The 20,645-nt window shown below is 60.9% G+C and carries 22 protein-coding genes; 10 read left to right on the top strand and 12 right to left on the bottom strand.

Going from position 1 to position 20,645, the window contains the following annotated elements; translation table 11 throughout:
- Window positions 1-35: 35 nt before the first annotated feature.
- The 5 genes from HU759_RS09175 to HU759_RS09155 are packed head-to-tail and all read right to left on the bottom strand — an operon-like array spanning window position 36 to window position 4,649.
- The gene (locus HU759_RS09175) at window positions 36-1,007 is read right to left on the bottom strand and encodes an ABC transporter ATP-binding protein (RefSeq protein ID WP_169985660.1); all 972 of its coding nucleotides are present in this window, start codon (window positions 1,005-1,007) and stop codon (window positions 36-38) included.
- Window positions 1,004-1,960, bottom strand: a complete 957-nt coding sequence (locus HU759_RS09170; RefSeq protein ID WP_138454157.1) for an ABC transporter ATP-binding protein — start codon at window positions 1,958-1,960, stop codon at window positions 1,004-1,006. Before HU759_RS09170 ends, HU759_RS09175 begins: the two co-directional genes overlap by 4 nt.
- Window positions 1,957-2,814: an ABC transporter permease gene (locus tag HU759_RS09165; protein WP_017136112.1), complete on the bottom strand. Its 858-nt coding sequence runs from the start codon at window positions 2,812-2,814 to the stop codon at window positions 1,957-1,959. The genes HU759_RS09170 and HU759_RS09165 overlap by 4 nt, the downstream gene beginning before the upstream one ends.
- A complete protein-coding gene (locus HU759_RS09160) occupies window positions 2,811-3,758 on the bottom strand; it encodes an ABC transporter permease (RefSeq protein ID WP_186617490.1) in 948 nt (315 codons plus the stop codon). Before HU759_RS09160 ends, HU759_RS09165 begins: the two co-directional genes overlap by 4 nt.
- Before the next feature lie 3 nt (window positions 3,759-3,761).
- Window positions 3,762-4,649 carry a proline iminopeptidase-family hydrolase gene (locus HU759_RS09155; protein ID WP_017136114.1) on the bottom strand — a complete coding sequence of 296 codons (888 nt, stop codon included), beginning with the start codon at window positions 4,647-4,649 and terminating at the stop codon, window positions 3,762-3,764.
- Between the two features lie 183 nt (window positions 4,650-4,832).
- On the opposite strand from HU759_RS09155, the gene HU759_RS09150 reads away from it, so the two are divergent.
- The gene (locus tag HU759_RS09150) at window positions 4,833-5,597 is read left to right on the top strand and encodes a LuxR family transcriptional regulator (protein WP_170038929.1); all 765 of its coding nucleotides are present in this window, start codon (window positions 4,833-4,835) and stop codon (window positions 5,595-5,597) included.
- Window positions 5,598-5,691: 94 nt separating this feature from the next.
- Window positions 5,692-6,624 carry a proline iminopeptidase-family hydrolase gene (locus HU759_RS09145; RefSeq protein WP_186617492.1) on the top strand — a complete coding sequence of 311 codons (933 nt, stop codon included), beginning with the start codon at window positions 5,692-5,694 and terminating at the stop codon, window positions 6,622-6,624.
- Between the two features lie 99 nt (window positions 6,625-6,723).
- Here HU759_RS09145 and HU759_RS09140 read toward each other — a convergent pair whose 3' ends face one another.
- Window positions 6,724-8,226, bottom strand: a complete 1,503-nt coding sequence (locus tag HU759_RS09140; protein WP_138454049.1) for a nucleobase:cation symporter-2 family protein — start codon at window positions 8,224-8,226, stop codon at window positions 6,724-6,726.
- Between the two features lie 158 nt (window positions 8,227-8,384).
- Between HU759_RS09140 and HU759_RS09135 the strand changes: the two genes are divergently transcribed.
- A complete protein-coding gene (locus HU759_RS09135; protein WP_176991204.1) occupies window positions 8,385-9,218 on the top strand; it encodes a nucleoside-binding protein in 834 nt (277 codons plus the stop codon).
- 157 nt (window positions 9,219-9,375) lie between these two features.
- Here the strand turns inward: HU759_RS09135 and punC are convergent, their stop codons facing one another.
- The gene (punC, locus tag HU759_RS09130) at window positions 9,376-10,560 is read right to left on the bottom strand and encodes a purine nucleoside transporter PunC (RefSeq protein ID WP_169985654.1); all 1,185 of its coding nucleotides are present in this window, start codon (window positions 10,558-10,560) and stop codon (window positions 9,376-9,378) included.
- Between the two features lie 122 nt (window positions 10,561-10,682).
- Between punC and punR the strand changes: the two genes are divergently transcribed.
- Window positions 10,683-11,597 carry a DNA-binding transcriptional activator PunR gene (punR, locus tag HU759_RS09125; protein WP_099549104.1) on the top strand — a complete coding sequence of 305 codons (915 nt, stop codon included), beginning with the start codon at window positions 10,683-10,685 and terminating at the stop codon, window positions 11,595-11,597.
- Window positions 11,598-11,716: 119 nt separating this feature from the next.
- On the opposite strand, the gene HU759_RS09120 is transcribed toward punR, so the two are convergent.
- Entirely contained in the window at window positions 11,717-12,886 is a 1,170-nt protein-coding gene (locus tag HU759_RS09120; protein ID WP_170038921.1) for an aspartate aminotransferase family protein, read from the bottom strand.
- Window positions 12,887-12,989: 103 nt separating this feature from the next.
- On the opposite strand from HU759_RS09120, the gene HU759_RS09115 reads away from it, so the two are divergent.
- Complete coding sequence (locus tag HU759_RS09115; RefSeq protein WP_138450197.1) at window positions 12,990-13,895, top strand: LysR family transcriptional regulator; 906 nt, start codon at window positions 12,990-12,992, stop codon at window positions 13,893-13,895.
- Here the strand turns inward: HU759_RS09115 and HU759_RS09110 are convergent.
- Together HU759_RS09110 and fabV are read right to left on the bottom strand one after the other, a co-directional pair.
- Complete coding sequence (locus HU759_RS09110; protein WP_170038919.1) at window positions 13,892-14,515, bottom strand: HAD family phosphatase; 624 nt, start codon at window positions 14,513-14,515, stop codon at window positions 13,892-13,894. The two genes, HU759_RS09115 and HU759_RS09110, sit on opposite strands and share 4 nt — an antisense overlap.
- Window positions 14,516-14,772: 257 nt before the next feature.
- The gene (fabV, locus tag HU759_RS09105; RefSeq protein ID WP_017137466.1) at window positions 14,773-15,966 is read right to left on the bottom strand and encodes an enoyl-ACP reductase FabV; all 1,194 of its coding nucleotides are present in this window, start codon (window positions 15,964-15,966) and stop codon (window positions 14,773-14,775) included.
- Window positions 15,967-16,241: 275 nt separating this feature from the next.
- Here fabV and HU759_RS09100 point away from each other — a divergent pair, with 275 nt between their 5' ends.
- Window positions 16,242-17,066 carry an aspartyl/asparaginyl beta-hydroxylase domain-containing protein gene (locus HU759_RS09100; RefSeq protein WP_017137465.1) on the top strand — a complete coding sequence of 275 codons (825 nt, stop codon included), beginning with the start codon at window positions 16,242-16,244 and terminating at the stop codon, window positions 17,064-17,066.
- 149 nt (window positions 17,067-17,215) lie between these two features.
- Window positions 17,216-18,589, top strand: coding sequence for a nucleotide 5'-monophosphate nucleosidase PpnN (gene ppnN / locus HU759_RS09095; RefSeq protein ID WP_186617494.1), 1,374 nt, complete (start codon window positions 17,216-17,218; stop codon window positions 18,587-18,589).
- Here the strand turns inward: ppnN and HU759_RS09090 are convergent, their stop codons facing one another.
- Complete coding sequence (locus HU759_RS09090) at window positions 18,590-18,982, bottom strand: RidA family protein (protein WP_186617495.1); 393 nt, start codon at window positions 18,980-18,982, stop codon at window positions 18,590-18,592.
- 155 nt (window positions 18,983-19,137) lie between these two features.
- Here HU759_RS09090 and HU759_RS09085 point away from each other — a divergent pair, with 155 nt between their 5' ends.
- From HU759_RS09085 to HU759_RS09075, 3 genes are all read left to right on the top strand, one after another.
- Window positions 19,138-19,395 carry an AbrB/MazE/SpoVT family DNA-binding domain-containing protein gene (locus tag HU759_RS09085; RefSeq protein ID WP_017137462.1) on the top strand — a complete coding sequence of 86 codons (258 nt, stop codon included), beginning with the start codon at window positions 19,138-19,140 and terminating at the stop codon, window positions 19,393-19,395.
- A complete protein-coding gene (locus HU759_RS09080) occupies window positions 19,392-19,787 on the top strand; it encodes a type II toxin-antitoxin system VapC family toxin (RefSeq protein ID WP_017137461.1) in 396 nt (131 codons plus the stop codon). Before HU759_RS09085 ends, HU759_RS09080 begins: the two co-directional genes overlap by 4 nt.
- Window positions 19,788-19,864: 77 nt before the next feature.
- Window positions 19,865-20,233 carry a hypothetical protein gene (locus tag HU759_RS09075; protein WP_170039025.1) on the top strand — a complete coding sequence of 123 codons (369 nt, stop codon included), beginning with the start codon at window positions 19,865-19,867 and terminating at the stop codon, window positions 20,231-20,233.
- Window positions 20,234-20,254: 21 nt separating this feature from the next.
- Here the strand turns inward: HU759_RS09075 and HU759_RS09070 are convergent, their stop codons facing one another.
- Entirely contained in the window at window positions 20,255-20,584 is a 330-nt protein-coding gene (locus HU759_RS09070) for a YXWGXW repeat-containing protein (protein ID WP_099549597.1), read from the bottom strand.
- Window positions 20,585-20,645: the final 61 nt, after the last annotated feature.

Genomic DNA, 20,645 nt, shown 5'->3' with positions numbered 1-20,645 from the left:
GTCATAACTCCTTGTTCATGAATGGCAGAAGTGGGTCAAAACAGAGGTTCTTCAAGCACGCAACTGTACCGATGCTCGTGCAGGTAATGGGTCGGCGGCAACACCACGGAACACATCGTCCGGGCATGCCGGCAGCGCGGGTGAAAGGCGCAGCCGGTGGGCAACTTCAGCGGGCTCGGGGGCTCACCGGGCAACGGTTCTGCGGGCAACGGCCGGTGCGGATCGATCTCGGGAATCGCCTCGATCAACGCCGCCGTATACGGATGGCGTGGCGCAGTAAACACTGCTTCCACTGGCCCTTCTTCGACGATTTTGCCCAGGTACATCACCGCCACGCGGTCGCACAGGCGCCGCACGATGGCCAGGTCATGGGCGATAAACAGAATCGCCAGGTTCATGCGCTGTTGCAGCTCCAGCAACAGGTTGATGATCTGGCCCTGAATCGACACATCCAGTGCCGCCACGCATTCATCGGCAATGATCAGACGCGGCTCCACCGCCAGGGCGCGGGCGATGCCGACGCGCTGGCACTGGCCACCGCTGAGGGAGCCGGGTTTACGGCTGGCGAGTTCAGGGCGCAGGCCCACCAGGTCAAGCAGCTCGACCACGCGAGCCGGTATCTGCTCCGGGGCGACCTTGCGCTGCACCCGCAGCACTTCGGCAAGGGTTTCGCCAATGCTGTGCCGCGGGTTCAGGGCGGCGTAAGGGTCCTGGAAAATCATCGCGGTTTCATGCCGCAGGCGGGCGATGTCGATAGCACTGCCCCGGGCCATGTCGACGCCATCGAACAACACCTGCCCGGCGCTGATCGGGGTGAGGTGCAGAATTGCCCGCCCCAGCGTGCTTTTGCCACTGCCGGACTCGCCCACCAACCCCAGGGTTTGACCTGCGGCCAGGTTGAGCGACACACCATTGACCGCCCTCACCCACTGTTTATTAAGGCCCAGCACACCCGTGCCGGACGCGGCAAACCGCACCTCCAGGTCCTTGATCTGCAACAGGCTCATGGGTGCTCTCCCAGCGGATAGTGGCAGGCTACGCGCGCACCTTCGGGCAGCACCTCAGTACACAACGCCGCCACTTGCGGGCAGCGCGGGTTGAATCGGCAACCGTCGGGCAAGGCATCCAGTAACGGCGGCTGGCCAGGGATGGTGCGCAGCAAGGCGTGGCCGCTGCTGTGGGCGGGTTGGCAATCGATAAGGCCAGCGGTGTACGGGTGTTGTGGATGGGCCAGCACGTCGTATTTGCTCGCGTGCTCGCACAGGCGTCCGGCGTACATCACCGCGATGGAATCACAGGTCTGCGCCACCACGCCCAGGTCATGGGTGATCATGATGATCGCCAGGCCACGCTGGTCTCGCAGCTCCAGCAGCAGGCGCAGGATCTGCGCCTGCACCGTCACATCCAGCGCGGTGGTCGGCTCGTCGGCAATCAGCACTTGCGGGTTGCAGCCCAGGGCCACGGCGATCATCGCGCGCTGGCGCATGCCGCCGGAGAACTCATGGGGGTAGTTGTCGACCCGCGCCTTGGGATCGGGAATACCGACCTGGCGCAGCACCTCGATGGCTTGCAGGCGCGCGTCTTTTTTCGACGCACCCTGATGCAAACGGATGCCTTCGGCGATCTGCTCGCCAATGCGCATCAACGGGTCAAGGTGACTGCTGGGGTTCTGGAAAATCATGCCCAGTTGCCCACCGCGCACGGCGCGCATGCCAGCCTCATCGAGTTGCAACAGGTCGCGACCGGCCAGGCGCACAGCGCCGCCTTGCACCCGCAGGTTGGGCGACGGCAACAGGCGCATCAGGCCGCGACAGGCCAGGGTTTTGCCCGAGCCGCTTTCACCCACCAGGCCGAGGATTTCACCTTCGGCCAAATCAAAGGACACACGATCAACCAGCGTGACCTCTCGCCCACCATTGTTGGCGATCACGCTGAGGTCCTGCACGTGAAGCAGGCTCATGAACGATCCCCCAATACTTGCGCCACACCATCGGCGAGCAGGCTGAAACCCATGGCCAGGGTCACAATGGCCAGGCCCGGGAAGGTGCAAAGCCACCAGGCGGTGGTGATAAACGCCTGCCCTTCGGCGACCATCGTGCCCCACTCCGCCGTCGGCGGTTGCACGCCCAGGCCCAGGTAGCTCACGGCGGCGCCGTTGAGCAGCACCAGCACGGCGTCGGACATCGAAAACACAATCGAGCCAAACATCGCGTTGGGCAATAAGTGCCGGAACAGAATGCGCCCATGGCCAAAGCCCAGGCTCTTGGCAGCCAGGGCGAAGTCGCTTTCCTTGAGAACCAGGATCTGCGAGCGGATCAACCGCGCATACGACACCCAGCCCACCAACGCCATGGCGATATAAAAACTCTGCAAGCCCGGCCCGAGGATGGCCATGATCGCCAGCATCAACACCAGGAACGGGAACGCCAGCACCACGTCGATCACGCGCATGCACACGCTGTCGAAGCGCCCGCCGATGTAGCCGGAAACAGCGCCGATAAAAGTGCCGATCAGGAACGGGAAGATCACGCCGATAACGGCCAGTTGCAGGTCAATCCGCGCGCCCCAGATCACCCTCGAAAGGATGTCTCTGCCGTAGTTATCCGTGCCAAATGGGTGGGCAAGGCTGGGCGCCAGCAAACTCAGATCGGTGTTCTGCGCAATCGGGTCATACGGCGCGAGCCACGGCGCGAACAACGCCAGGGCCAACCACATAAACAAGATCAACAGCCCCCACGCAGCGGTCAGCCGGCCGTTGCGAAAACCAAACCGCAGGCGCAAACGCCACGGCGCAATCAGTGGTCGGCTGCTCATTGCATCTTCACCCGTGGGTCGAGGGCCACGGTCGCCACGTCCGCGACGAAGTTGACCACCACCGTCGCACACGCCAGCACCATCGCCACGCCCTGCACCACCATGTAGTCGCGGGTAAAAATGCCGCGCACCAATAATTGGCCGATGCCGGGAATCGCGAACAGGCTTTCGATCACCACCGTGCCGCTGATCAGCCAGCCGATATTCACCGCCAGCAGGTTAACCGTCGGCACCAGGGAATTGGGTAACACATGCCGACGAAACACCGCCGCCTCCGATAACCCGCGTGCGCGCGCGGCGGTGACATGGTCAGCCTGCAACTCCATCAGCATGCTCGCCCGCAGGTTGCGCACCAGCACCGCCGCCAGCGCCAGCGCAATGGTCAAGCACGGCAGGACCATGTGGTGGACTTTATCTGTAAACGTGCGACCGTAGCCCGATACCGGGAACAACCCCCACTTCACACTCAGCAACAGAATCAGCATCAAGCCCAGCCAGAAGGCCGGCATGCCCAGGCCGACCGTGGTGAACACGCGGATCAGGTTATCCGCCCAACCGCCTTTGTTGCGCGCCGCCACGGTGGCCAGCGGCACCGCGATCAACAGCGCCAGCAGCACACTGCCGAGCACCAGCACCAGCGTCGGTTCGATACGGGTGACGATCAGTTTCAACGCGTCGACCTTATAGAGCAGTGACTGGCCGAGATCGCCCTTGAGCAGGTTCTTGAGGAAGTAGAAATATTGCAGCCACAAGGGCTGGTCCAGGCCGTATTGGGCGCGGATTTTCAGCAGCGCGTCCGGCGTGCTGCGCGAGCCCAGCAAGGCCCGCGCCGGGTCGCCGGGGATCGAGCGCACCAGCACAAACGTGATCAGGCTGATGCCAAACAACACCGGCAGCAATTGCAGCGGCCGGGACAACACAAAACGGTAACGCGCAAGATTCATCCGTCAGCCTCGGTGGCGAGCGAGGAAGTCCAGCAGCACCGGGAAGTACGCGTGGGGTTCCTCATAAAACGGCATATGGCTGCTGTTGGGGAATACATGCAACTCGGCGTGTGTGGCGGCGAGTTTCATGCGATGGGCACAGGCGGGTGTCAGTTCGTCGTGCTGGCCGGTGGTGATCAGGATCGGCATCTTGAAATCGGCCATCTCCGGGATGCGGTTCCAGTCCTTGAGGTTACCGATATAGAGGAACTCGTTGGGGCCTTGCATGGTTTCGTAAGGCCCCATGTTCCAGTCGCCCAGGGAGCGCTTGACCGGCTCCGGCCATTCGTCCAGACGGCAGACGTGGCGGTAGTTGAGCAAGGTGATAGCGGCCTGATACTGCGGATGGTCGAGTGTGCCCATGGCTTCATGGCGCTGCATCATGGCCACGGTTTCGCTGCCGAGGGCACCGCGCAGGCGTTCGAGCTCCTGGGACAGGTGCGGAATATCGCCGACGGTGTTTTCCAGGATCAGGCTTTTCAGGGCGTCGGGATAGTGGATGGCGTACTCGATGCCCAACCAGCCGCCCCACGAATGCCCAAGCAGATGCACGCGGCCCAGGCCCAGTGCCTGGCGCACGGTTTCGACTTCTTCGACATAACGGCCAATTTCCCACAGGGAAACATCTGATGGTCTGGCTGATGCGCCCGTGCCAAGCTGATCGAATGCAACCACTCGCAGGTTATGCTCTTTGAGCCAGCCATGGGCGTCGCGCAAGTAGTCACACGGCAGGCCCGGGCCGCCGTTGAGACACAAGAGCACCTCATCGCCGTCGCCAAAGCTGTAGGCCACGAGGTTATGGCCATCGACCTGCACGTTGTACTGCTGGTCGGGGGCAATTTCACGCCACATGCATACATTCCTTGTGTTGTATCGGCCTGGCAGGTAGCGGCCGTTTACAGGGCCAACACTACCGAGGATGCCGCGCGTCCATAACCTAGTAGTTCTTATAGGTTTGGCCTGGCAGTCCTTCGCCGGGGCGTGGCATTCTACTTGCCGCAAGTCGAGATTCAAATGAATTCGGGAGCAGAACGGATGCTGTCCAAACTTACTGCCTTCAACAACCGCCTCATGCCCGGCAGGAGCCTGGTTGAACAGATGGACAACACGTTTGTCCTCGCCCAGCAGTTGGGCTTTGATGCGTTGGTGTATGACTACACGCCGGTGCCCATCGACCAGGACGGTTCGCTGATCACGCCTTCGGTGCTGGAGTCGCGTAACACGCCGTCGGACTGGCACGCATTATGGTGCAGCGAAGGGTTTTACCAGATCGACCCGGTGCAGCACCTGGCCTTGAGCACGGTGTCGCCGTTCGTGTGGTCCTATGAGGCCAAAGCCGACACTGCGCTGCAAAAGATCATCGACCCGTGCCATGCGCCCGTGTCCTCTTACCTGCATGAGCGCCAACTGACCTGCGGCGTCACCGTGCCGATCCACCTGCCGCGTGGCGGCTTCGCGTCGCTGACCGGCCTGCGCACCGGCAAGGCCAGCACGGTGCTGGAAGATGCCCAGCAAACCTTGACGGACTTCAGCCTGATCACCCATGCCTTGCAGGAAGCGGCCTACCCGCTGCTGAGCAAAGAGCTACGCACCTACCCGCACATCCATCTGACCAAACGCGAGCGCGAGTGCCTTAAATGGGCGGCCGAGGGCCTGACCGCCGCCGAGATCGCCACGCAGTTAAGCCGCTCACTGGCGGTGGTCACCCTGCACCTGGCCTCGGCCATGCACAAACTGGGTGCCAAGAACCGCGTACAGGCGGTGGTGCGCGCGACCCATTACCGCCTGCTCGAAGATTGATCCGTCGGTAAAACCTAGCTGTTTTGCTAGTTACTTAAACGCTGCGTGCCGACTATCGTATCCCTGATCCTTTTTTTTCAGAGCAGGGTACGAAATGGAATTCATCGAGAAAGTCCGCGAAGGCTACGCGGCCTTCGGCGCCTACCAGACCTGGTACCGCGTCACAGGCGACCTGGGCACCGGCCGCACGCCCTTGGTGATCCTCCATGGCGGCCCCGGTTGCACCCATGACTACGTAGACGCGTTCAAGGACGTCGCCGCCAGCGGCCATGCGGTGATTCACTACGATCAAATCGGCAATGGCCGCTCTACGCACTTGCCGGACAAGGACGCGTCGTTCTGGACCATCGACCTGTTCCTCGACGAGCTGAACAACCTGCTGGACCACCTGCAGATCAGTGACAACTACGCGATCCTGGGGCAATCCTGGGGCGGCATGCTCGGCAGCGAACACGCGATTTTGCGACCCAAGGGCCTGCGCGCGTTTATCCCGGCCAACTCGCCCACCTGCATGCGCACCTGGGTCAGCGAAGCCAACCGCCTGCGCCAACTGTTGCCCGAAGGCGTGCACCAAACCCTGCTCAAACACGAACAGGCCGGCACTTACCAAGACCCGGAATACCTTGCGGCGGCGCGGATCTTCTATGACCAGCATGTGTGCCGAGTCAACCCATGGCCGGAAGAAGTGGCGCGCACCTTTGCAGCCGTAGACACCGACCCGACGGTGTACCACGCCATGAGCGGCCCGACCGAATTTCACATCATCGGCAGCTTGAAGGATTGGAGCGTGATCGGGCGCCTGTCGGCGATCAATGTGCCGACGCTGGTGATATCAGGACGCCACGACGAGGCCACGCCCTTGGTGGTCAAGCCGTTCCTGGATGAAATCACCGACGTGCGCTGGGCGTTGTTTGAAGACTCCAGCCACATGCCCCACGTGGAAGAACGCCAGGCGTGCATGGGGACGGTGGTGAAGTTTCTGGACGAGGCGTGTTCGCTGCCGCACCGAGCACTCAAGGCCGGCTGAGTTCAACTGTGGGAGCTGGCTTGCCTGCGATAGCGGTACATCAGTTACAGGTGCAGTGACTGGCTCGCCGCCATCGCAGGCAAGCCAGCTCCCACAGTTTTAGACCTCGGTGGTCTCAGGCTTTGCGGCCTTCCTCGGCACCTCAGCCACCACTGGAATCTCCTTCCCTTCAGCATCAAACAATTTACCGCCACTGAAGTAATCGCCATCGCGCAACGCCGCCACGTCGTGGAAGCACAAACTGCGCTCGGTGCCGGCCACAAACACCGATTGCTGGTCCGAGTTACCGGCGGTGAAGTGGTTGAACGCCAGGTTCAGCAGAATCGCCATGATCGCCGACGAACTGATGCCCGAATGGAAAATGGTCGCAAACCAGGTGGGGAAGTGATCATAAAAGTTCGGCGCTGCAATCGGGATCATGCCGAAACCGATGCTCGTTGCCACGATGATCAGGTTCATGTTGTTGCGGTAATCCACCTTGGACAGCGTGCGAATCCCACTGGCCGCCACGGTGCCGAACAACACAATACCGGCGCCGCCAAGCACCGAAGTCGGCACAGCCGCAATCACCCGCCCCATAAAGGGCAGCAGGCCCAACACCACCAGAAATACACCGCCAGTGGCCACTACAAAGCGGCTTTTCACCCCCGTAACCGCCACCAGGCCGACGTTCTGGGCGAAGGCACTTTGGGTGAATGAACCGAAGATCGGCGCAAACATGCTCGACAGCATATCGGCACGCAGGCCATTACCCAGGCGCTTGGAGTCGACTTTGGTGTCGATGATCTCGCCGACCGCGAGGATGTCCGCCGAGGTTTCCACCAACGTCACCATCACCACGATGCACATGGAAATGATCGCCGCCACATGGAAGGTCGGCATGCCGAAATGGAAAGGTGTCGGGAAGCCGAACATCGGCCCTTGGGCGACGCTGGAGAAATCCGCCATGCCCAGGAACACCGCGATCACGGTGCCGATCACCATGGCCAACAGAATCGACAGGCGCGAGATGGTCGCGCTGCCGATCTTGCTCAGTAGCAACACCAGCACCAGGGTCAGTGCCGCCAGGCCGATGTTGGCCATGCTGCCAAAGTCCGCTGCGCGGCTATTGCCGCCCATGGCCCAGCGCGCTGCCACCGGCATCAGCGTCAGACCGATGGTGGTGATCACGATGCCGGTGACCAGCGGCGGGAAGAACTTGGTGATCCGTGAGAATACCGGCGTGATCAATAAGCCGATAAACGACGCGGCCATCACCGCCCCGAGAATCGCCGGCACCCCGCCCGCGCCATCACTGCCGACAATCGCCACCATGGTTGCCACACCGGCAAACGACACGCCCTGCACCAGCGGCAACTGGCAGCCAAAAAACGGCAGGCCGAGGGTTTGCAGCAACGTGGCCAGGCCACCGGCAAACAGCGAGGCGGCGATCAGCAGGCCGATATCCGCCGGCGACAACCCGGCCGCCTGGCCGACGATCAACGGTACGGCAACGATGCCGCCATACATGGTGAGCACATGCTGCAGGCCGTAAGCCATGTTGGCCGCGACGCCGAGATTCTCGTCTTCTGGCCGCTGCGGTGACGCCTTCGGGATAGTCATGGTGAGGGGTTCTCTGTTTTTGTTGTGCGAACACTGTATGCAATGTTTGGACTGGATGTCCATAGAGTTGTATACAATCAATCGAACAAGATACCCTCCATCGGCGTTACAAAAACAATCCGGCCGTCATGAGCCAGAACGCCAAAGGACCTAGAACAATGAAAAAGGCATTACAGGGCGCCACCGTTGCATTGACCCTTCTCGGCGGTGGGGAGGCCGTCGCGCTGGAATGGATGAACAACAGCGTGGGGTTTCGCTACGGCCAGCACTTCACCAACCCCAACAACCCCGACGACTTCAGCAAGCGCATCTACAGCTTTACCCACGCCAGCGGCTACCAGTACGGCAGCAACTACCTGAACCTCGATGTGTTTCTGTCCGACAGCAGCGACCCACGTAAGGGCACCGACCACGGTGGCAGTGAGGTCTACGCCGTGTACCGACACCAGCTGTACGCCTCACGGGTATTCGATGTGCCGCTGGGCACCGGCCTGGTCAAGGATTACGCCCTGACCCTGGGCTTCGACGCCAACCGCAACAACAACTTCGCCTCAGCTAAAAAACGCGCGCTGGTGATCGGCCCGACGTTGAAGTTCAACACCGTCGGCGTGCTGGATTTGAGCCTGATGTACTACAAGGAAAAGAACCACACCGGCATCCCCGGTGCGAAAGAGTCGAACCACACCTTCGACGACACCTACATGCTCAACCTGACCTGGATGCGCCCGTTCGACATCGCCAACCACGCGGCGAAGTTCCAGGGGTTTATCAATTACGTCGGGGAAAAGGGCGAGGACTACCACGGCCGCGACACCGCGCCGGAAACCCTGATGCGCACCGCGCTGATGGTGGCGGTGCGGCCGGGTAAAAGCGTGAAGCCGAACCTGTACCTGGGGGTGGGTTACGAGTACTGGCATAACAAGTTCGGGGTGGATGGTGGCATGGGCACCCGGACCTCCACGCCTACGCTGAATATGGAAGTGACGTTCTAACTGAAAAAAACCAATCAACTGTGGGAGCTGGCTTGTGTGGGAGCTGGCTTGCCTGCGATGCAGACAACTCGGTACATCAGGTGCGCCCAGTTGATGCCATCGCAGGCAAGCCAGCTCCCACACTAGCCCTCCCCACATTTTTGCTTGGGTTTCAGTTTTAGGCGCTTGCGAGTTCCGACTTATCGGCTTTCGGCCGCGCCAGCCAGTAACCCAACACCGCCAGCGGCGCAGTCGCCAGCATCACGATCACGGTGATCAACAGCGGCTGGTCGATCAACGACGACACCAGCAGGCTGCTCAGAAAGCACAGGCCCAACTGCAGGGTGTTCTGCAGCGCCGCCGCCTTGCCGGAATTTTCCGCAAAGGGCATCAACGCATTCGCCACCACGATGGGGTAACTCGCACCGTTGACCAACGCCATCAGGCAGAACGGAATCAACAAGGTGGTCAGGGTCGGCACGGTCAAGGTCGCAACCAGGTACAACGCCACCATGCTGATGCAATAGGCCACCAGCAACCACGGCAGCAGGGTTTTGCCCTGGTAATGCTGCAAGGCACTGCGACAGCTGTAACCGCCGACCAGAAAGGACAAGGTCGGCAACACATAACTCAAGCCGATGTCATTCGGGCTGTAACCCATGTCGCCAAGGATAAACGGCGACGCGGTGAGCCAGGCGAAGAAGCTGGCTGAACAGGCGGCGAAGATCATCACATTGCCGGTAAATACGCGGGAGGTCAGCAACTGCCCGTAGCCAAGGCGCGAAGGTTCGCCCTCCTCGGCCAGACGTTTCGGCATTTTGCGCAGCAACAACGTCGGCAACAGCAACAGCACTGACACAACCAGCAACACCGCGAAAATCGCCTGCCAGCCAAAGTGGTTCAGCACCATCGCGCCCAACAGCGGCGCCAACGCCGGTGACAGCGACATCAACGGCATGATGCTGGCGAACACCCGGTGAGCCTTGTCGGCCGGGTAACGGTCAATCACCAGCGCCTGCCAACTCACGGCGGCGGAACACACGCCAATCGCCTGGATAAAACGCAACGCCAATAACTGCGGCGCCGTCTCGACCCAGAACATCCCGGCGCAGCCCAGCACAAACAGGCTCAGCCCGGCGAGCAGCACCGGCTTGCGCCCCAGGCGATCGGACAATGGCCCCCACAGCAACTGCCCGAGCGCAAAGCCGGCGAGGAAAATACTCAAGCTGGCGCCCACCGCGCCCGCACTGATCTGCAACTGCTCGCCCATGGCGCCAAACGCCGGCAAGTACATGTCCATGGCCAGATAACCGAGCATGCTCAGCCCCGCCAAATACCAGGTGAAACCAAAAGAATTTTTCATTGAAGCCTTGTGGATGCTGCCATCAAACTATTTGCTGACTGGCGCCCATTATGAAGCTGACAGGCTGTGTGTGAAGCGATAATAATTGGACACTTGAATCAAATATTTTGAAGGCAACCGCTATGTGGTCCGAATACTCCCTGGATGTAGTCGATGCCGTGGCACGCCATGGCAGCTTCAGCGCCGCCGCCCAGGAATTGCACCGCGTGCCGTCAGCCATCAGCTATACGGTGCGCCAGTTGGAGGAATGGTTGGCGGTGCCGCTGTTTGTGCGCCGCCATCGCGATGTGGAGCTGACCCCCGCCGGCCGTCTATTTATAGACGAAGCGCGCGGGGTGATGAAAAAAATGCTCGGCACCCGGCGTTTGTGCCAGCAGGTGGCCAATGGCTGGAGCGGCCAGTTGAAGGTCGCGGTGGACTCCATCGTCAAACCCCAGCGCTGCCGGCAACTGGTGCTGGATTTTTATCGGCAATTCCCTGAGGTGGAATTGCTGCTCGAATACGAGGTGTACAACGGCGTGTGGGACGCCCTGGCCGATGAGCGCACCGACATTGTGATCGGCGCCACCAGCGCAGTGCCGGTGGCCAGCCGCTTCACGTTTCGGGACATGGGCCTGCTCAACTGGCTGTGTGTGGTCAGCGCCCAGCACCCGCTGGCAAGCGTCAACGGCTTGCTCAGTGACGACCAACTGCGCCCGTTCGCCTCGCTGTGCATGACCGACACCTCGCGCAACCTGCCCAAGCGTGACACCTGGACCCTGGATAACCAGCGCCGTTTGGTCGTGCCCAACTGGGCCTCGGCACTCGATTGCCTGCGCGATGGGCTGTGCGTGGGCATGGCGCCGGCTCATCAGGTATTGCCGTGGGTCGAGCGTGGCGACCTGGTGGCGCTGCAACTGAGCCGACCGTTTCCGGCCAGCCCGTCGTGTGTGGCGTGGGCGCAGGATAAGGTATCGCCGGCGATGAGTTGGTTATTGGAGTACCTGGGCGATACCGAAACCATGAACCAGGAATGGCTCAATGGCCCGGATCTCTGAATATCACGCCGATCCAATGTGGGAGCTGGCTTGCCTGCGATAGCGGACTGTCTGTGCCAACTACAGTGGCTGACACACCGCTATCGCAGGCAAGCCAGCTCCCACAGTTTGATCCGGTTTCAATCCAGGAGGCGGGTGATGGCCCGCACAATCATCTCAACCTCCTTGGCATCCAGCGTCAGCGGCGGCAACAGGCGGATGATCTTGCCACGGGTCACATTGATCAGCAGCCCATGCTCCTGGGCCGCACGCTGGGCCAGGTCACGATAAGGCCTGGCCAACTCGATGCCGACCATCAAGCCTTGGCCGCGAATCGCCAGCACCTGCGGGTGCTCGCTCAACTCCACCCGCAACCGCGCCAGCAGGCGCTCGCCCTGTAGCGCGGCGTTGTGCAGCAAGCCTTGTTCTTCAATGATGTCCAACACCGTGCAACCCACGCGGCAGGCCAGCGGGTTACCGCCAAACGTGCTGCCGTGGCTGCCTGGCGTGAACAACTGGGCCACGGCGTCCCGGGCCAGGCAGGCACCGATGGGCACGCCGTTGCCGAGGCCTTTGGCCAGGGTTATCACGTCGGGCACGATGCCTTCGTGCTGGAACGCAAACCAGGCGCCAGTGCGGCCGATACCGGTCTGGATTTCATCGAGCATCATCAACCAGCCGTGGCGCGTGCAGTGATCGCGCAGCGCCTTCAGGTAACCGGGCGGCGCGGGCAGCACGCCGCTTTCACCCTGGATCGGCTCGAGCAAGACCGCCGCGATGCGCGTGCCGAATTGCTCGGTAATGGCCGCCAATGCGGCCAAGTCGCCAAAGCGCACCTTGAGAAAGTCCCCCGGCAGGCGCTGGAACCCCAGGCGCACCGAAGGCCCGTCACTGGCGGCCATGGTGCCCAGCGTACGCCCGTGAAACGCGTTCTCCATCACCACCACCAAAGGATCTTCAATGCCTTTTTTCCAGCCATGCAGCCGCGCCAGTTTCAGCGCGGTCTCGTTGGCTTCGGCGCCGGAGTTATTGAAGAACGCACGGTCCAGGCCGGATAACTGCGTCAGGCGCTCGGCCAGGCGCTGCTGCCAGTCGATGCTGTAGAGATTGGAGGTGTGCAGCAACAGGCCCGCCTGCTCGCTGATCGCCGTGACCAATTTGGGGTGGGAGTGCCCGACATTGGTTACCGCCACACCGGCCACGGCGTCGAGGTATTCACGGCCCTGCTGGTCCCACAGGCGCGTGCCCAGGCCACGGGTAAAGCTTAGGGCCATGGGTTGATAGGTGGTCATCAGGCAGGCGGCGGTCATGGTGGCAGGCTCCAGTGCATCGTTGTGATGCTGCCAGTATCGTTAGCCACCTGAGCTGGATAAACTGCGCATTCCTGCAATGACTTTAAATCAGGGCTTGATAATGGATCTGTTCCAGTCGATGTCGGTGTACGTGAAAGTGGTCGAAGCCGGCAGCATGACCGCCGCCGCGCAGGAATGCGGGCTGTCGACCACCATGGTCGGTAACCACTTGCGCGCGCTGGAGCAACGGCTGGGGGTCAGCTTGCTGAAGCGCACCACGCGCAAACAGAGCCTCACCGAATTTGGCGGGCAGTATTACCAGCGTTGCCTGGAGGTGCTGGGGCTGGTGGCCGACTCTGAACTATTGGCAGAGCAGATCCACAGCGAAACGCCCAAAGGCAGCCTGCGCATCACCGCGCCACCCGTGTTCGGCACCGAACGCCTCACACCGGCCTTGAGCGAATTTGCCCAGCGCTACCCGCAGATCAATCTGTATGTCGAACTCAGCAATGAGCGCATGGATCTGGTCGACAGCGGCTTCGACGTTGCCATCCGCCTGGGCGAGCTGGAAACCTCAAGCCTGATCGCCAGGCCGATGCAGGCCTACACCCTGACGCTCTGCGCGTCACCGGCGTACCTGGCGCGACGTGGCATTCCGCAGACGCCCGACGACTTGCGCCAGCACGACTGCCTGGCATTTGCCTACCCGGCGAACGATAACTGGCGCGACACCAGCAAACTGTGGCGCATGACCGGCGATGCAGGCGAAGTGGAGGTGCCGGTGGCCGGAGCATTGACCATCAACAGCTCCCAAGGCTTGCGCCAGGCAGCCGTGAACGGCATGGGCATCATCATGCTGGCCGATGCCCTGGTGCAGCCGGACCTGGAGAGCGGCAAGCTGGTGGCGTTGCTGACCACCTATCAACTGCCCAGCCGCCCCATGCACCTGCTCTACCGACAGGACCGCTACCGCCTGCCCAAGCTGCGCGCTTTTGTGGATTTCGCCATGGAAAAGTGGGCGCGCTAAAAGCTCACGCCCAACGCGCGCAAACGCGCCGCAGTGCGCTCGGCCGACACATGGTGAATGCCCTGCCAGCCGAGGGCTTCAGCGGCCTCGATATTGCCGGCAACGTCGTCGATAAACACCACTTCTCTGGCCTGTATATCCGGCAAGTGAGCGCGAACCTGATCAAGGCTCGCGTGATAGATCGCGGGGTCCGGCTTGATCAACTTCAACTCGCCAGACACGACGATATCGCGCAAGTGCTGCAGAAACGGGTAGTTGGCCCGTGCGTAAGGGAAGGTTTCAGCCGACCAATTGGTGAGCCCGAACAGCGGCATATCGGCCTTATGCAGCGCCTCAAGAATGGCCACGCCATCGGGCAACGCGCCACGCAGCATTTCGTGCCAACGGTCGTAATAGGCCTGGATCAGGAGTTCGTGCTGCGGGTATTGCTCGATAAGGTGGCGGGTGCCTTCGGCCAGGCTGCGGCCGGCGTCTTGCTCGGTGTTCCAGGCTTGGGTGCAGATGGTGTCGAGAAAGTGTTGCCGTTCGGCGTCGTCGGCAATCAGCTTGCGGTAAAGGTGCTGCGGGTTCCAATCGAACAGGACACCGCCAAAATCAAAAACTACTGCACGAATCGTCATCAGATCCTCCGTTAGCGTGGCTTGATAGCGCAAGGAGTCTGGCAGATTGTGAGGAAGGGTGGGAGCACGAGGGAATGTAGGAGGGTTCTGAATTAACCCAAGGCAAATGTGGGAGCGGGGTTGTATGGGAGCTGGCTTGTGTGGGAGCTGGCTTGCCTGCGATAGCATCGCCTCGGTGTAACTGATATACCGAGGTGACTGTATCGCAGGCAAGCCAGCTCCCACATAAGCCAGGCATCCACATTTTCTGACCGTGTTTAGGCTTGGATAAGGCCCTTGATCTTCACAGTCGGATTCACATCAGCTTCATAGTCCACGCCGTCGATTTCAAACCCGAACAAACGCAGGAACTCCGCCTTGTAGCCAGCGAAATCGCTGATCTCGTTGACGTTGTCATCGGTCACCTGATTCCACAGTGCAGCCACGGCGTCCTGAACCTTCGGCTCCAGCTCAGCCAAGTCGGCGCGCAGGCGGCCGTCGGCGTCCAGCTTCGGCTCGCTGCCGTACAGGCTGTCTTTGAACAGGCCGTAAACCTGCTCGATGCAACCTTCGTGGGTGCCCTGCTCTTTCATCACTTTAAACAGCAGCGACAGGTACAGCGGCATGATCGGGATCGCGGAGCTTGCCTGGGTAACCACGGCCTTGAGCACCGACACACGGGCGTCGCCCTTCAGCGCGGCGAGGTTGTCGCGCAGGGTCAGGACTTTTTTGTCGAGGTCTTTCTTGGCTTCGCCGATGGAGCCGTTCCAGTAAATATCCTGGGTCAGCTTCTCGCCGAGGTAGGTGAACGCAGTGGTCTTGGCGCCTTCGGCCAACACGTCGGCGTCACGCAGGGCGTCGATCCACAGCTGCCAGTCTTCGCCGCCCATGACTTTCACGGTGCCGTCGATTTCTTCCTGGGTTGCAGGCTCAAGGGTGGTGTCGACCACAACGCCTTTGTCGGTGTTGATACCGCGCAGGGTCACGGCCTTGCCGATCGGCTTGAGGGTGGAGTTGTGCACCACGCCTTGCGGGTCGGTACGGCGCGGCGCGGCCAGGCTGTAAACCACCAGGTCGATTTTGCCCAGGTCTTTCTTGATGGTTTCGATGGTCAGGCGCTTGATCTCGTCAGAGAACGCGTCGCCGTTGATGCTCTTGGCGTACAGGCCTTTTTCCACGGCAAACTTCTCGAACGCCGCGCTGTTGTACCAGCCGGCGGAGCTCAGCTTGCCTTCTTCGCCTTCTTTCTCAAAAAACACGCCCAGGGTGTCGGCGCCGCAGCCAAACGCAGCACTGATGCGCGCGGCCAGGCCGTAACCGGTGGAAGCACCGAGGACCAGCACCTTTTTTGGGCCGCCTTCGATGGCGCCATGCTGGGTTACGTAGTCGATCTGCTCTTTGACGTTCGCTTCACAGCCAACAGGGTGAGCGGTCACACAGATAAAGCCACGAACCCGCGGTTTGATGATCATAAAATTTCTGCCTCTTCCAAGGGGTCGACGGCCAGTGGTGGCCATTCAACTTCAATCGTACCGGTCTATGACGCGCGAAAAACCGAAGCGTCACGATAGACGCAAATCTTCTGTTTACAAAATCCAATCGGCAAAACAGCTGGCGCGCAGCACCGCCTGGTTAAAAACTGTGTTCAACGTTCACAAATTCGCAATATTTAAAACGCCCGGCACCGTGATAACCCACTATCATGGCGGGATTGTTTCGCTTTGTTTCAGGTCCGGAGCCTCGCTTCATGAGTAAAAGTGCTGTGCAAAAAAAATTGGTCTCAGTCGCCTGGGTACTCGGCGTTCTGCTGTTCATCTATTGCTTCCCACGTACCAGCCTGGTGTTTCTGCTGCTGGTGCTGTTCTGCGGCATTTATGACTTCCTGCGCAACGGCCTGTACGACCGCGACACCATCAAGAAATACTTCGTCGGTAACGGCCGCAACACCTGGATATTGGCGCCGTTCAATACCCTGTTCGACCTGTTGAGCCTTCGCAACCGCCACGTCTACACCATGCGCGACCTGCCGCCCGCCTGGCGCGAAGACCTGCAACAAGTCATCGACGACGCCATGGCCAACAAGGACGAAATCATCAGCTACCTGGACGAGCGCATGGCCGAGAAAAAGCGCGGCATGTTGTTCTTCCAGTGGTACGGTCGCCCGATCGAAACCACCCTGGACATCCCGCAACTGCGCAAGAAACTGCCGTTTGTGAAGACCATCGGCGTCTCGGTGTTCAACGAAAACCGCTCCACGTCCTTCCACTTCGGCCCGCTGCGCATGATGTTCCGCGTGCTCTACAACATGGCGCCGGCGCCGCATCACGACGGTGTTTACATCCAGGTGGGCAAGCACAAGCACTACTGGCACGATGACCCGCTGTTCATCTTCGATGACACGCTGATGCATGCCTCCTTCAACAAAAACGACGCAAAGCGTTACTGCCTGTTCATTGACATCGTGCGGCCGACCTTGCTGCCCTCAGTGCTCAACGCCGTGATTTCGGGTTTTGCCGGGTTGGTGTTTACCCTGCGTCGGGTTTTCTACAAAAACTGGAAGCTGATTCAGTAAGTTCTGCGGCATGATGGTGTTGACGGCGTTTGCGCCCTGCCCTTGCGGCGGCCAAACTAACTGTCTAGTGCGACCGAGTTCGGCGCTCACCATTCTCCAGCCATCGCCGCCCCTGGCGGCTGCGATGGCTGTGCTTTCAAGGAATCAGAATGCCCCAACGTCAAGTCATCAATGCCTCCGTCAGCCCCAAGGGCAGCCTCGAAACCCTGTCCCAACGTGAAGTCCAGCAACTGAGTGAAGCCGGTACCGGCAGCATCTACACGTTGTTCCGCCAGTGCGCCCTGGCCATCCTCAACACCGGCGCGCATATCGACAACGCCAAGACCATCCTCGACGCCTATAAAGACTTTGAAGTGCGTATCCACCAGCAAGACCGTGGCGTGCGCCTGGAACTGTTGAACGCCCCCGCCGACGCCTTCGTCGATGGCGAGATGATCGCCAGCACCCGCGAAATGCTCTTCAGCGCCCTGCGCGATATCGTCTACACCGAGAACGAGCTGGACAGCCAGCGCATCGACCTGAGCAACTCCCAGGGCATCACCGACTACGTGTTCCACCTGCTGCGCAACGCCCGTACATTGCGCCCGGGTGTCGAACCGAAAATCGTGGTGTGCTGGGGCGGGCACTCGATCAATACCGAAGAATACAAATACACCAAGAAAGTCGGCCACGAACTGGGCCTGCGCAGCCTTGACGTGTGCACCGGCTGCGGCCCCGGCGTGATGAAAGGCCCGATGAAAGGCGCGACCATTTCCCACGCCAAGCAACGCATTACCAACGGCCGTTACCTGGGCCTGACCGAGCCGGGCATTATCGCGGCCGAAGCACCGAACCCCATCGTTAACGAGCTGGTGATTCTGCCGGACATCGAAAAACGCCTGGAAGCCTTTGTGCGCGTGGGCCACGGCATCATCATCTTCCCGGGCGGCGCCGGCACGGCCGAAGAGTTCCTGTACCTGCTGGGCATCCTGATGCACCCGGATAACCGCGATGTACCGTTCCCGGTCATCCTCACCGGGCCGAAACAGGCCGCGCCGTACCTGCAACAACTGCACGCGTTCGTCGGCGCCACCCTCGGCGAAGCGGCGCAGGCGCACTACCAGATCATCATCGACGACCCGGCCGAAGTGGCCCGCCAGATGACCGTCGGGCTCAAGGCCGTGAAGCAATTCCGCCGCGAGCGCAACGACGCGTTCCACTTCAACTGGCTGCTGAAGATCGACGAAGGCTTCCAGCGCCCGTTCGACCCCACCCACGAAAACATGGCCAGCCTGCAACTGAGCCACGCGCTGCCGCCCCATGAGCTGGCGGCCAACCTGCGCCGCGCGTTCTCGGGGATTGTGGCCGGTAACGTCAAGGACAAGGGTATTCGCCTGATCGAGCAGCATGGCCCGTATGAGATTCACGGTGACCCGGCGATCATGAAACCCTTGGACGAGCTGTTGCAGGCATTTGTCGCCCAGCACCGTATGAAGTTGCCGGGCGGCGCAGCCTATGTGCCGTGCTATCGCGTGGTGCAGTAACTAGCGCTGCACCGCCACGCATTTGATTTCCACCAATAGGCCGGGGTGTGCCAGTTCGGACACCCCGATCGTGGTCCAGGCGCAATGCCCACGCGGGAACAGGCGGTTTTTCACCTCCCGAAAAACCGCCATGTGCTGGCGCATGTTCACGTGATAAGTGGTCATGTCCACCACGTCATCGAAGCTGCAACCGCCCTCTTTCAATACTTCCCTCAGGTTTTCCCAGGCCGCGATAAATTGCGCCTCGGGGTCTTCGATCACGGCCAGCTGCGACGTGCGGCCGACCTGGCCTGCACAGTAAAGAGTGTTGCCAACTTTTACCGCAGGCACGTAGCCGGCGCGCTCGACAATGGGTTGCATGGCGGCAGGAATGATGAGCTGACGTTCGGTCATAGCTTGTATCTCTTTGGGTCGCAGGCGGGCGTGTGAGCGCGCAGAGTTCGAGCTAGGGTTTTACCTGTTCCCACTCACTCACACCAGCAGAGCACCCTATGGACCAACGGATCTTGTCCTTCATCAATCCTTACCTTAACGTAAGGAATATCACGATGGAGATTTTCACTATGGCCACCGCCACACTCACCTCGAAAGGGCAAATCACTATCCCCGTGCAAGTGCGCACCGCGCTTGGCCTGGAAACAGGCGATCGGGTTGAATTTGTCGAAACGGAAGACGGCAAGTTTTCCATTATCGCCGCGAGCAAAACCGTGCAGGACCTCAAGGGGCTGATCCGCAAGCCCGCACAGGCCGTGTCGATCGAAGACATGAACCGCGCCATCGCCGCGCAAGGAGCAAACGCCGGATGATCGGGCTCGATACCAATGTGCTGGTGCGCTATGTCACCCAGGATGACCCCGTGCAATCGCCCAAGGCCTCGGCGCTGATCGAGTCGCTCACCAGCGTGTCACCGGGCTTTGTCAGCCTGGTGTCGGTGGTGGAATTGGTCTGGGTGCTGCAAAGCTGCTATCAATCGGCCAAAAGCGACGTGGTGACCGTGCTGGAAACCCTGCTGCGCACCCGTGAACTGACCGTCGAGCACGCCGAGATTATCTGGCAGGCACTGCGACGATTCACAGGCGGCAAAGCCGACTTCGCCGACTACCTGATCGAACGCTGCGCCCATGCAGCCGGCTGTGAATACACCGCCACCTTCGACCTTGATGCGGCAAAAGCCACGGGAATGAAGCGCCTGGCTTGAGCCGCCGCATTGCGACGCATGCCGGGCTTTGGTAAAAAACGCCACTGCCCTTGATCAAGAGAACTCCCCACGTGCGCATGCTGCTTCTTGTTGCCATGGCCCTGGCGCCCACCCTCGCCCTGGCCGAGACCATCACCTGGCCCGACCTGCCCAAAACCTGCTTCGTCAGCGGCCGCTCCGCGACCAGCGTGGATATCGACAGCGGCTGCGCGGCGTTTACGCTGAATGTGCAAGGCAAGCCCGCGGGTTCACCGATCAAGGTGGATGTGCCGCAGTACGCCCTGCATGTGGATGAAGCCACCGGCAAGGAAACACCGGTGATCATCATCCAGGCCGAAGAACACGGCGACACCCAGATAGTTGGCTATCAGGAGTTGGGCAGCGATCAACTCGGTGCCGCGCTGCTGCGCGAGGTCAAGCTGTTAGGCACCCAAAAGCCGAGCTAGCCGTTTTGTCAGGTGCCAGGTTCAGCGAACCCAGCCACCGCCCTGCCAGTGATAACCGTCATTACGCTGCACCCAGTGCGGATGCACATAACGATAACCTTCGCGCACCTGCTCCCAATGGCCGTGCACCGCCACATAGCGCCCACCTTCCCAACGCCAGTAGCCGCGTGACCACACATAACCGTAGCGAGCCGCTGGCTCGACTTCGATCACCTGCACCGGCGGCGGCTGCGGCGCCACCACCTCGACATACTCTCGTTGCACCGGCCCGCGCTCGTGCACCACGCGCTCTTGTACACACCCGGACGCCGCGACGACAAACGCCGCCAATGCCGCATAACGTAGCAACATACACACCCCTCGGGCGCCAGCGCCCAAAGAATACACCGGTAAAAAATGCCCCCTTGCTGCA

The organism is Pseudomonas sp. OE 28.3 (genome assembly GCF_014268205.2).
In the GTDB taxonomy this organism is placed as follows: domain Bacteria; phylum Pseudomonadota; class Gammaproteobacteria; order Pseudomonadales; family Pseudomonadaceae; genus Aquipseudomonas; species Aquipseudomonas edaphica.
The sequence above is the reverse complement of the archived record's forward strand: the minus strand, read 5'-3'. Positions and strand labels throughout refer to the sequence as shown.

Bases quoted from the DNA above. Each gene is read 5' to 3' on its own strand.
- HU759_RS09175 (WP_169985660.1), bottom strand. From the start codon at position 1,007: ATGAGCCTGTTGCAGATCAAGGACCTGGAGGTGCGGTTTGCCGCGTCC.
- HU759_RS09170 (WP_138454157.1), bottom strand. From the start codon at position 1,960: ATGAGCCTGCTTCACGTGCAGGACCTCAGCGTGATCGCCAACAATGGT.
- HU759_RS09165 (WP_017136112.1), bottom strand. From the start codon at position 2,814: ATGAGCAGCCGACCACTGATTGCGCCGTGGCGTTTGCGCCTGCGGTTT.
- HU759_RS09160 (WP_186617490.1), bottom strand. From the start codon at position 3,758: ATGAATCTTGCGCGTTACCGTTTTGTGTTGTCCCGGCCGCTGCAATTG.
- HU759_RS09155 (WP_017136114.1), bottom strand. From the start codon at position 4,649: ATGTGGCGTGAAATTGCCCCCGACCAGCAGTACAACGTGCAGGTCGAT.
- HU759_RS09150 (WP_170038929.1), top strand. From the start codon at position 4,833: ATGCTGTCCAAACTTACTGCCTTCAACAACCGCCTCATGCCCGGCAGG.
- HU759_RS09145 (WP_186617492.1), top strand. From the start codon at position 5,692: ATGGAATTCATCGAGAAAGTCCGCGAAGGCTACGCGGCCTTCGGCGCC.
- HU759_RS09140 (WP_138454049.1), bottom strand. From the start codon at position 8,226: ATGACTATCCCGAAGGCGTCACCGCAGCGGCCAGAAGACGAGAATCTC.
- HU759_RS09135 (WP_176991204.1), top strand. From the start codon at position 8,385: ATGAAAAAGGCATTACAGGGCGCCACCGTTGCATTGACCCTTCTCGGC.
- punC (WP_169985654.1), bottom strand. From the start codon at position 10,560: ATGAAAAATTCTTTTGGTTTCACCTGGTATTTGGCGGGGCTGAGCATG.
- punR (WP_099549104.1), top strand. From the start codon at position 10,683: ATGTGGTCCGAATACTCCCTGGATGTAGTCGATGCCGTGGCACGCCAT.
- HU759_RS09120 (WP_170038921.1), bottom strand. From the start codon at position 12,886: ATGACCGCCGCCTGCCTGATGACCACCTATCAACCCATGGCCCTAAGC.
- HU759_RS09115 (WP_138450197.1), top strand. From the start codon at position 12,990: ATGGATCTGTTCCAGTCGATGTCGGTGTACGTGAAAGTGGTCGAAGCC.
- HU759_RS09110 (WP_170038919.1), bottom strand. From the start codon at position 14,515: ATGACGATTCGTGCAGTAGTTTTTGATTTTGGCGGTGTCCTGTTCGAT.
- fabV (WP_017137466.1), bottom strand. From the start codon at position 15,966: ATGATCATCAAACCGCGGGTTCGTGGCTTTATCTGTGTGACCGCTCAC.
- HU759_RS09100 (WP_017137465.1), top strand. From the start codon at position 16,242: ATGAGTAAAAGTGCTGTGCAAAAAAAATTGGTCTCAGTCGCCTGGGTA.
- ppnN (WP_186617494.1), top strand. From the start codon at position 17,216: ATGCCCCAACGTCAAGTCATCAATGCCTCCGTCAGCCCCAAGGGCAGC.
- HU759_RS09090 (WP_186617495.1), bottom strand. From the start codon at position 18,982: ATGACCGAACGTCAGCTCATCATTCCTGCCGCCATGCAACCCATTGTC.
- HU759_RS09085 (WP_017137462.1), top strand. From the start codon at position 19,138: ATGGAGATTTTCACTATGGCCACCGCCACACTCACCTCGAAAGGGCAA.
- HU759_RS09080 (WP_017137461.1), top strand. From the start codon at position 19,392: ATGATCGGGCTCGATACCAATGTGCTGGTGCGCTATGTCACCCAGGAT.
- HU759_RS09075 (WP_170039025.1), top strand. From the start codon at position 19,865: ATGCTGCTTCTTGTTGCCATGGCCCTGGCGCCCACCCTCGCCCTGGCC.
- HU759_RS09070 (WP_099549597.1), bottom strand. From the start codon at position 20,584: ATGTTGCTACGTTATGCGGCATTGGCGGCGTTTGTCGTCGCGGCGTCC.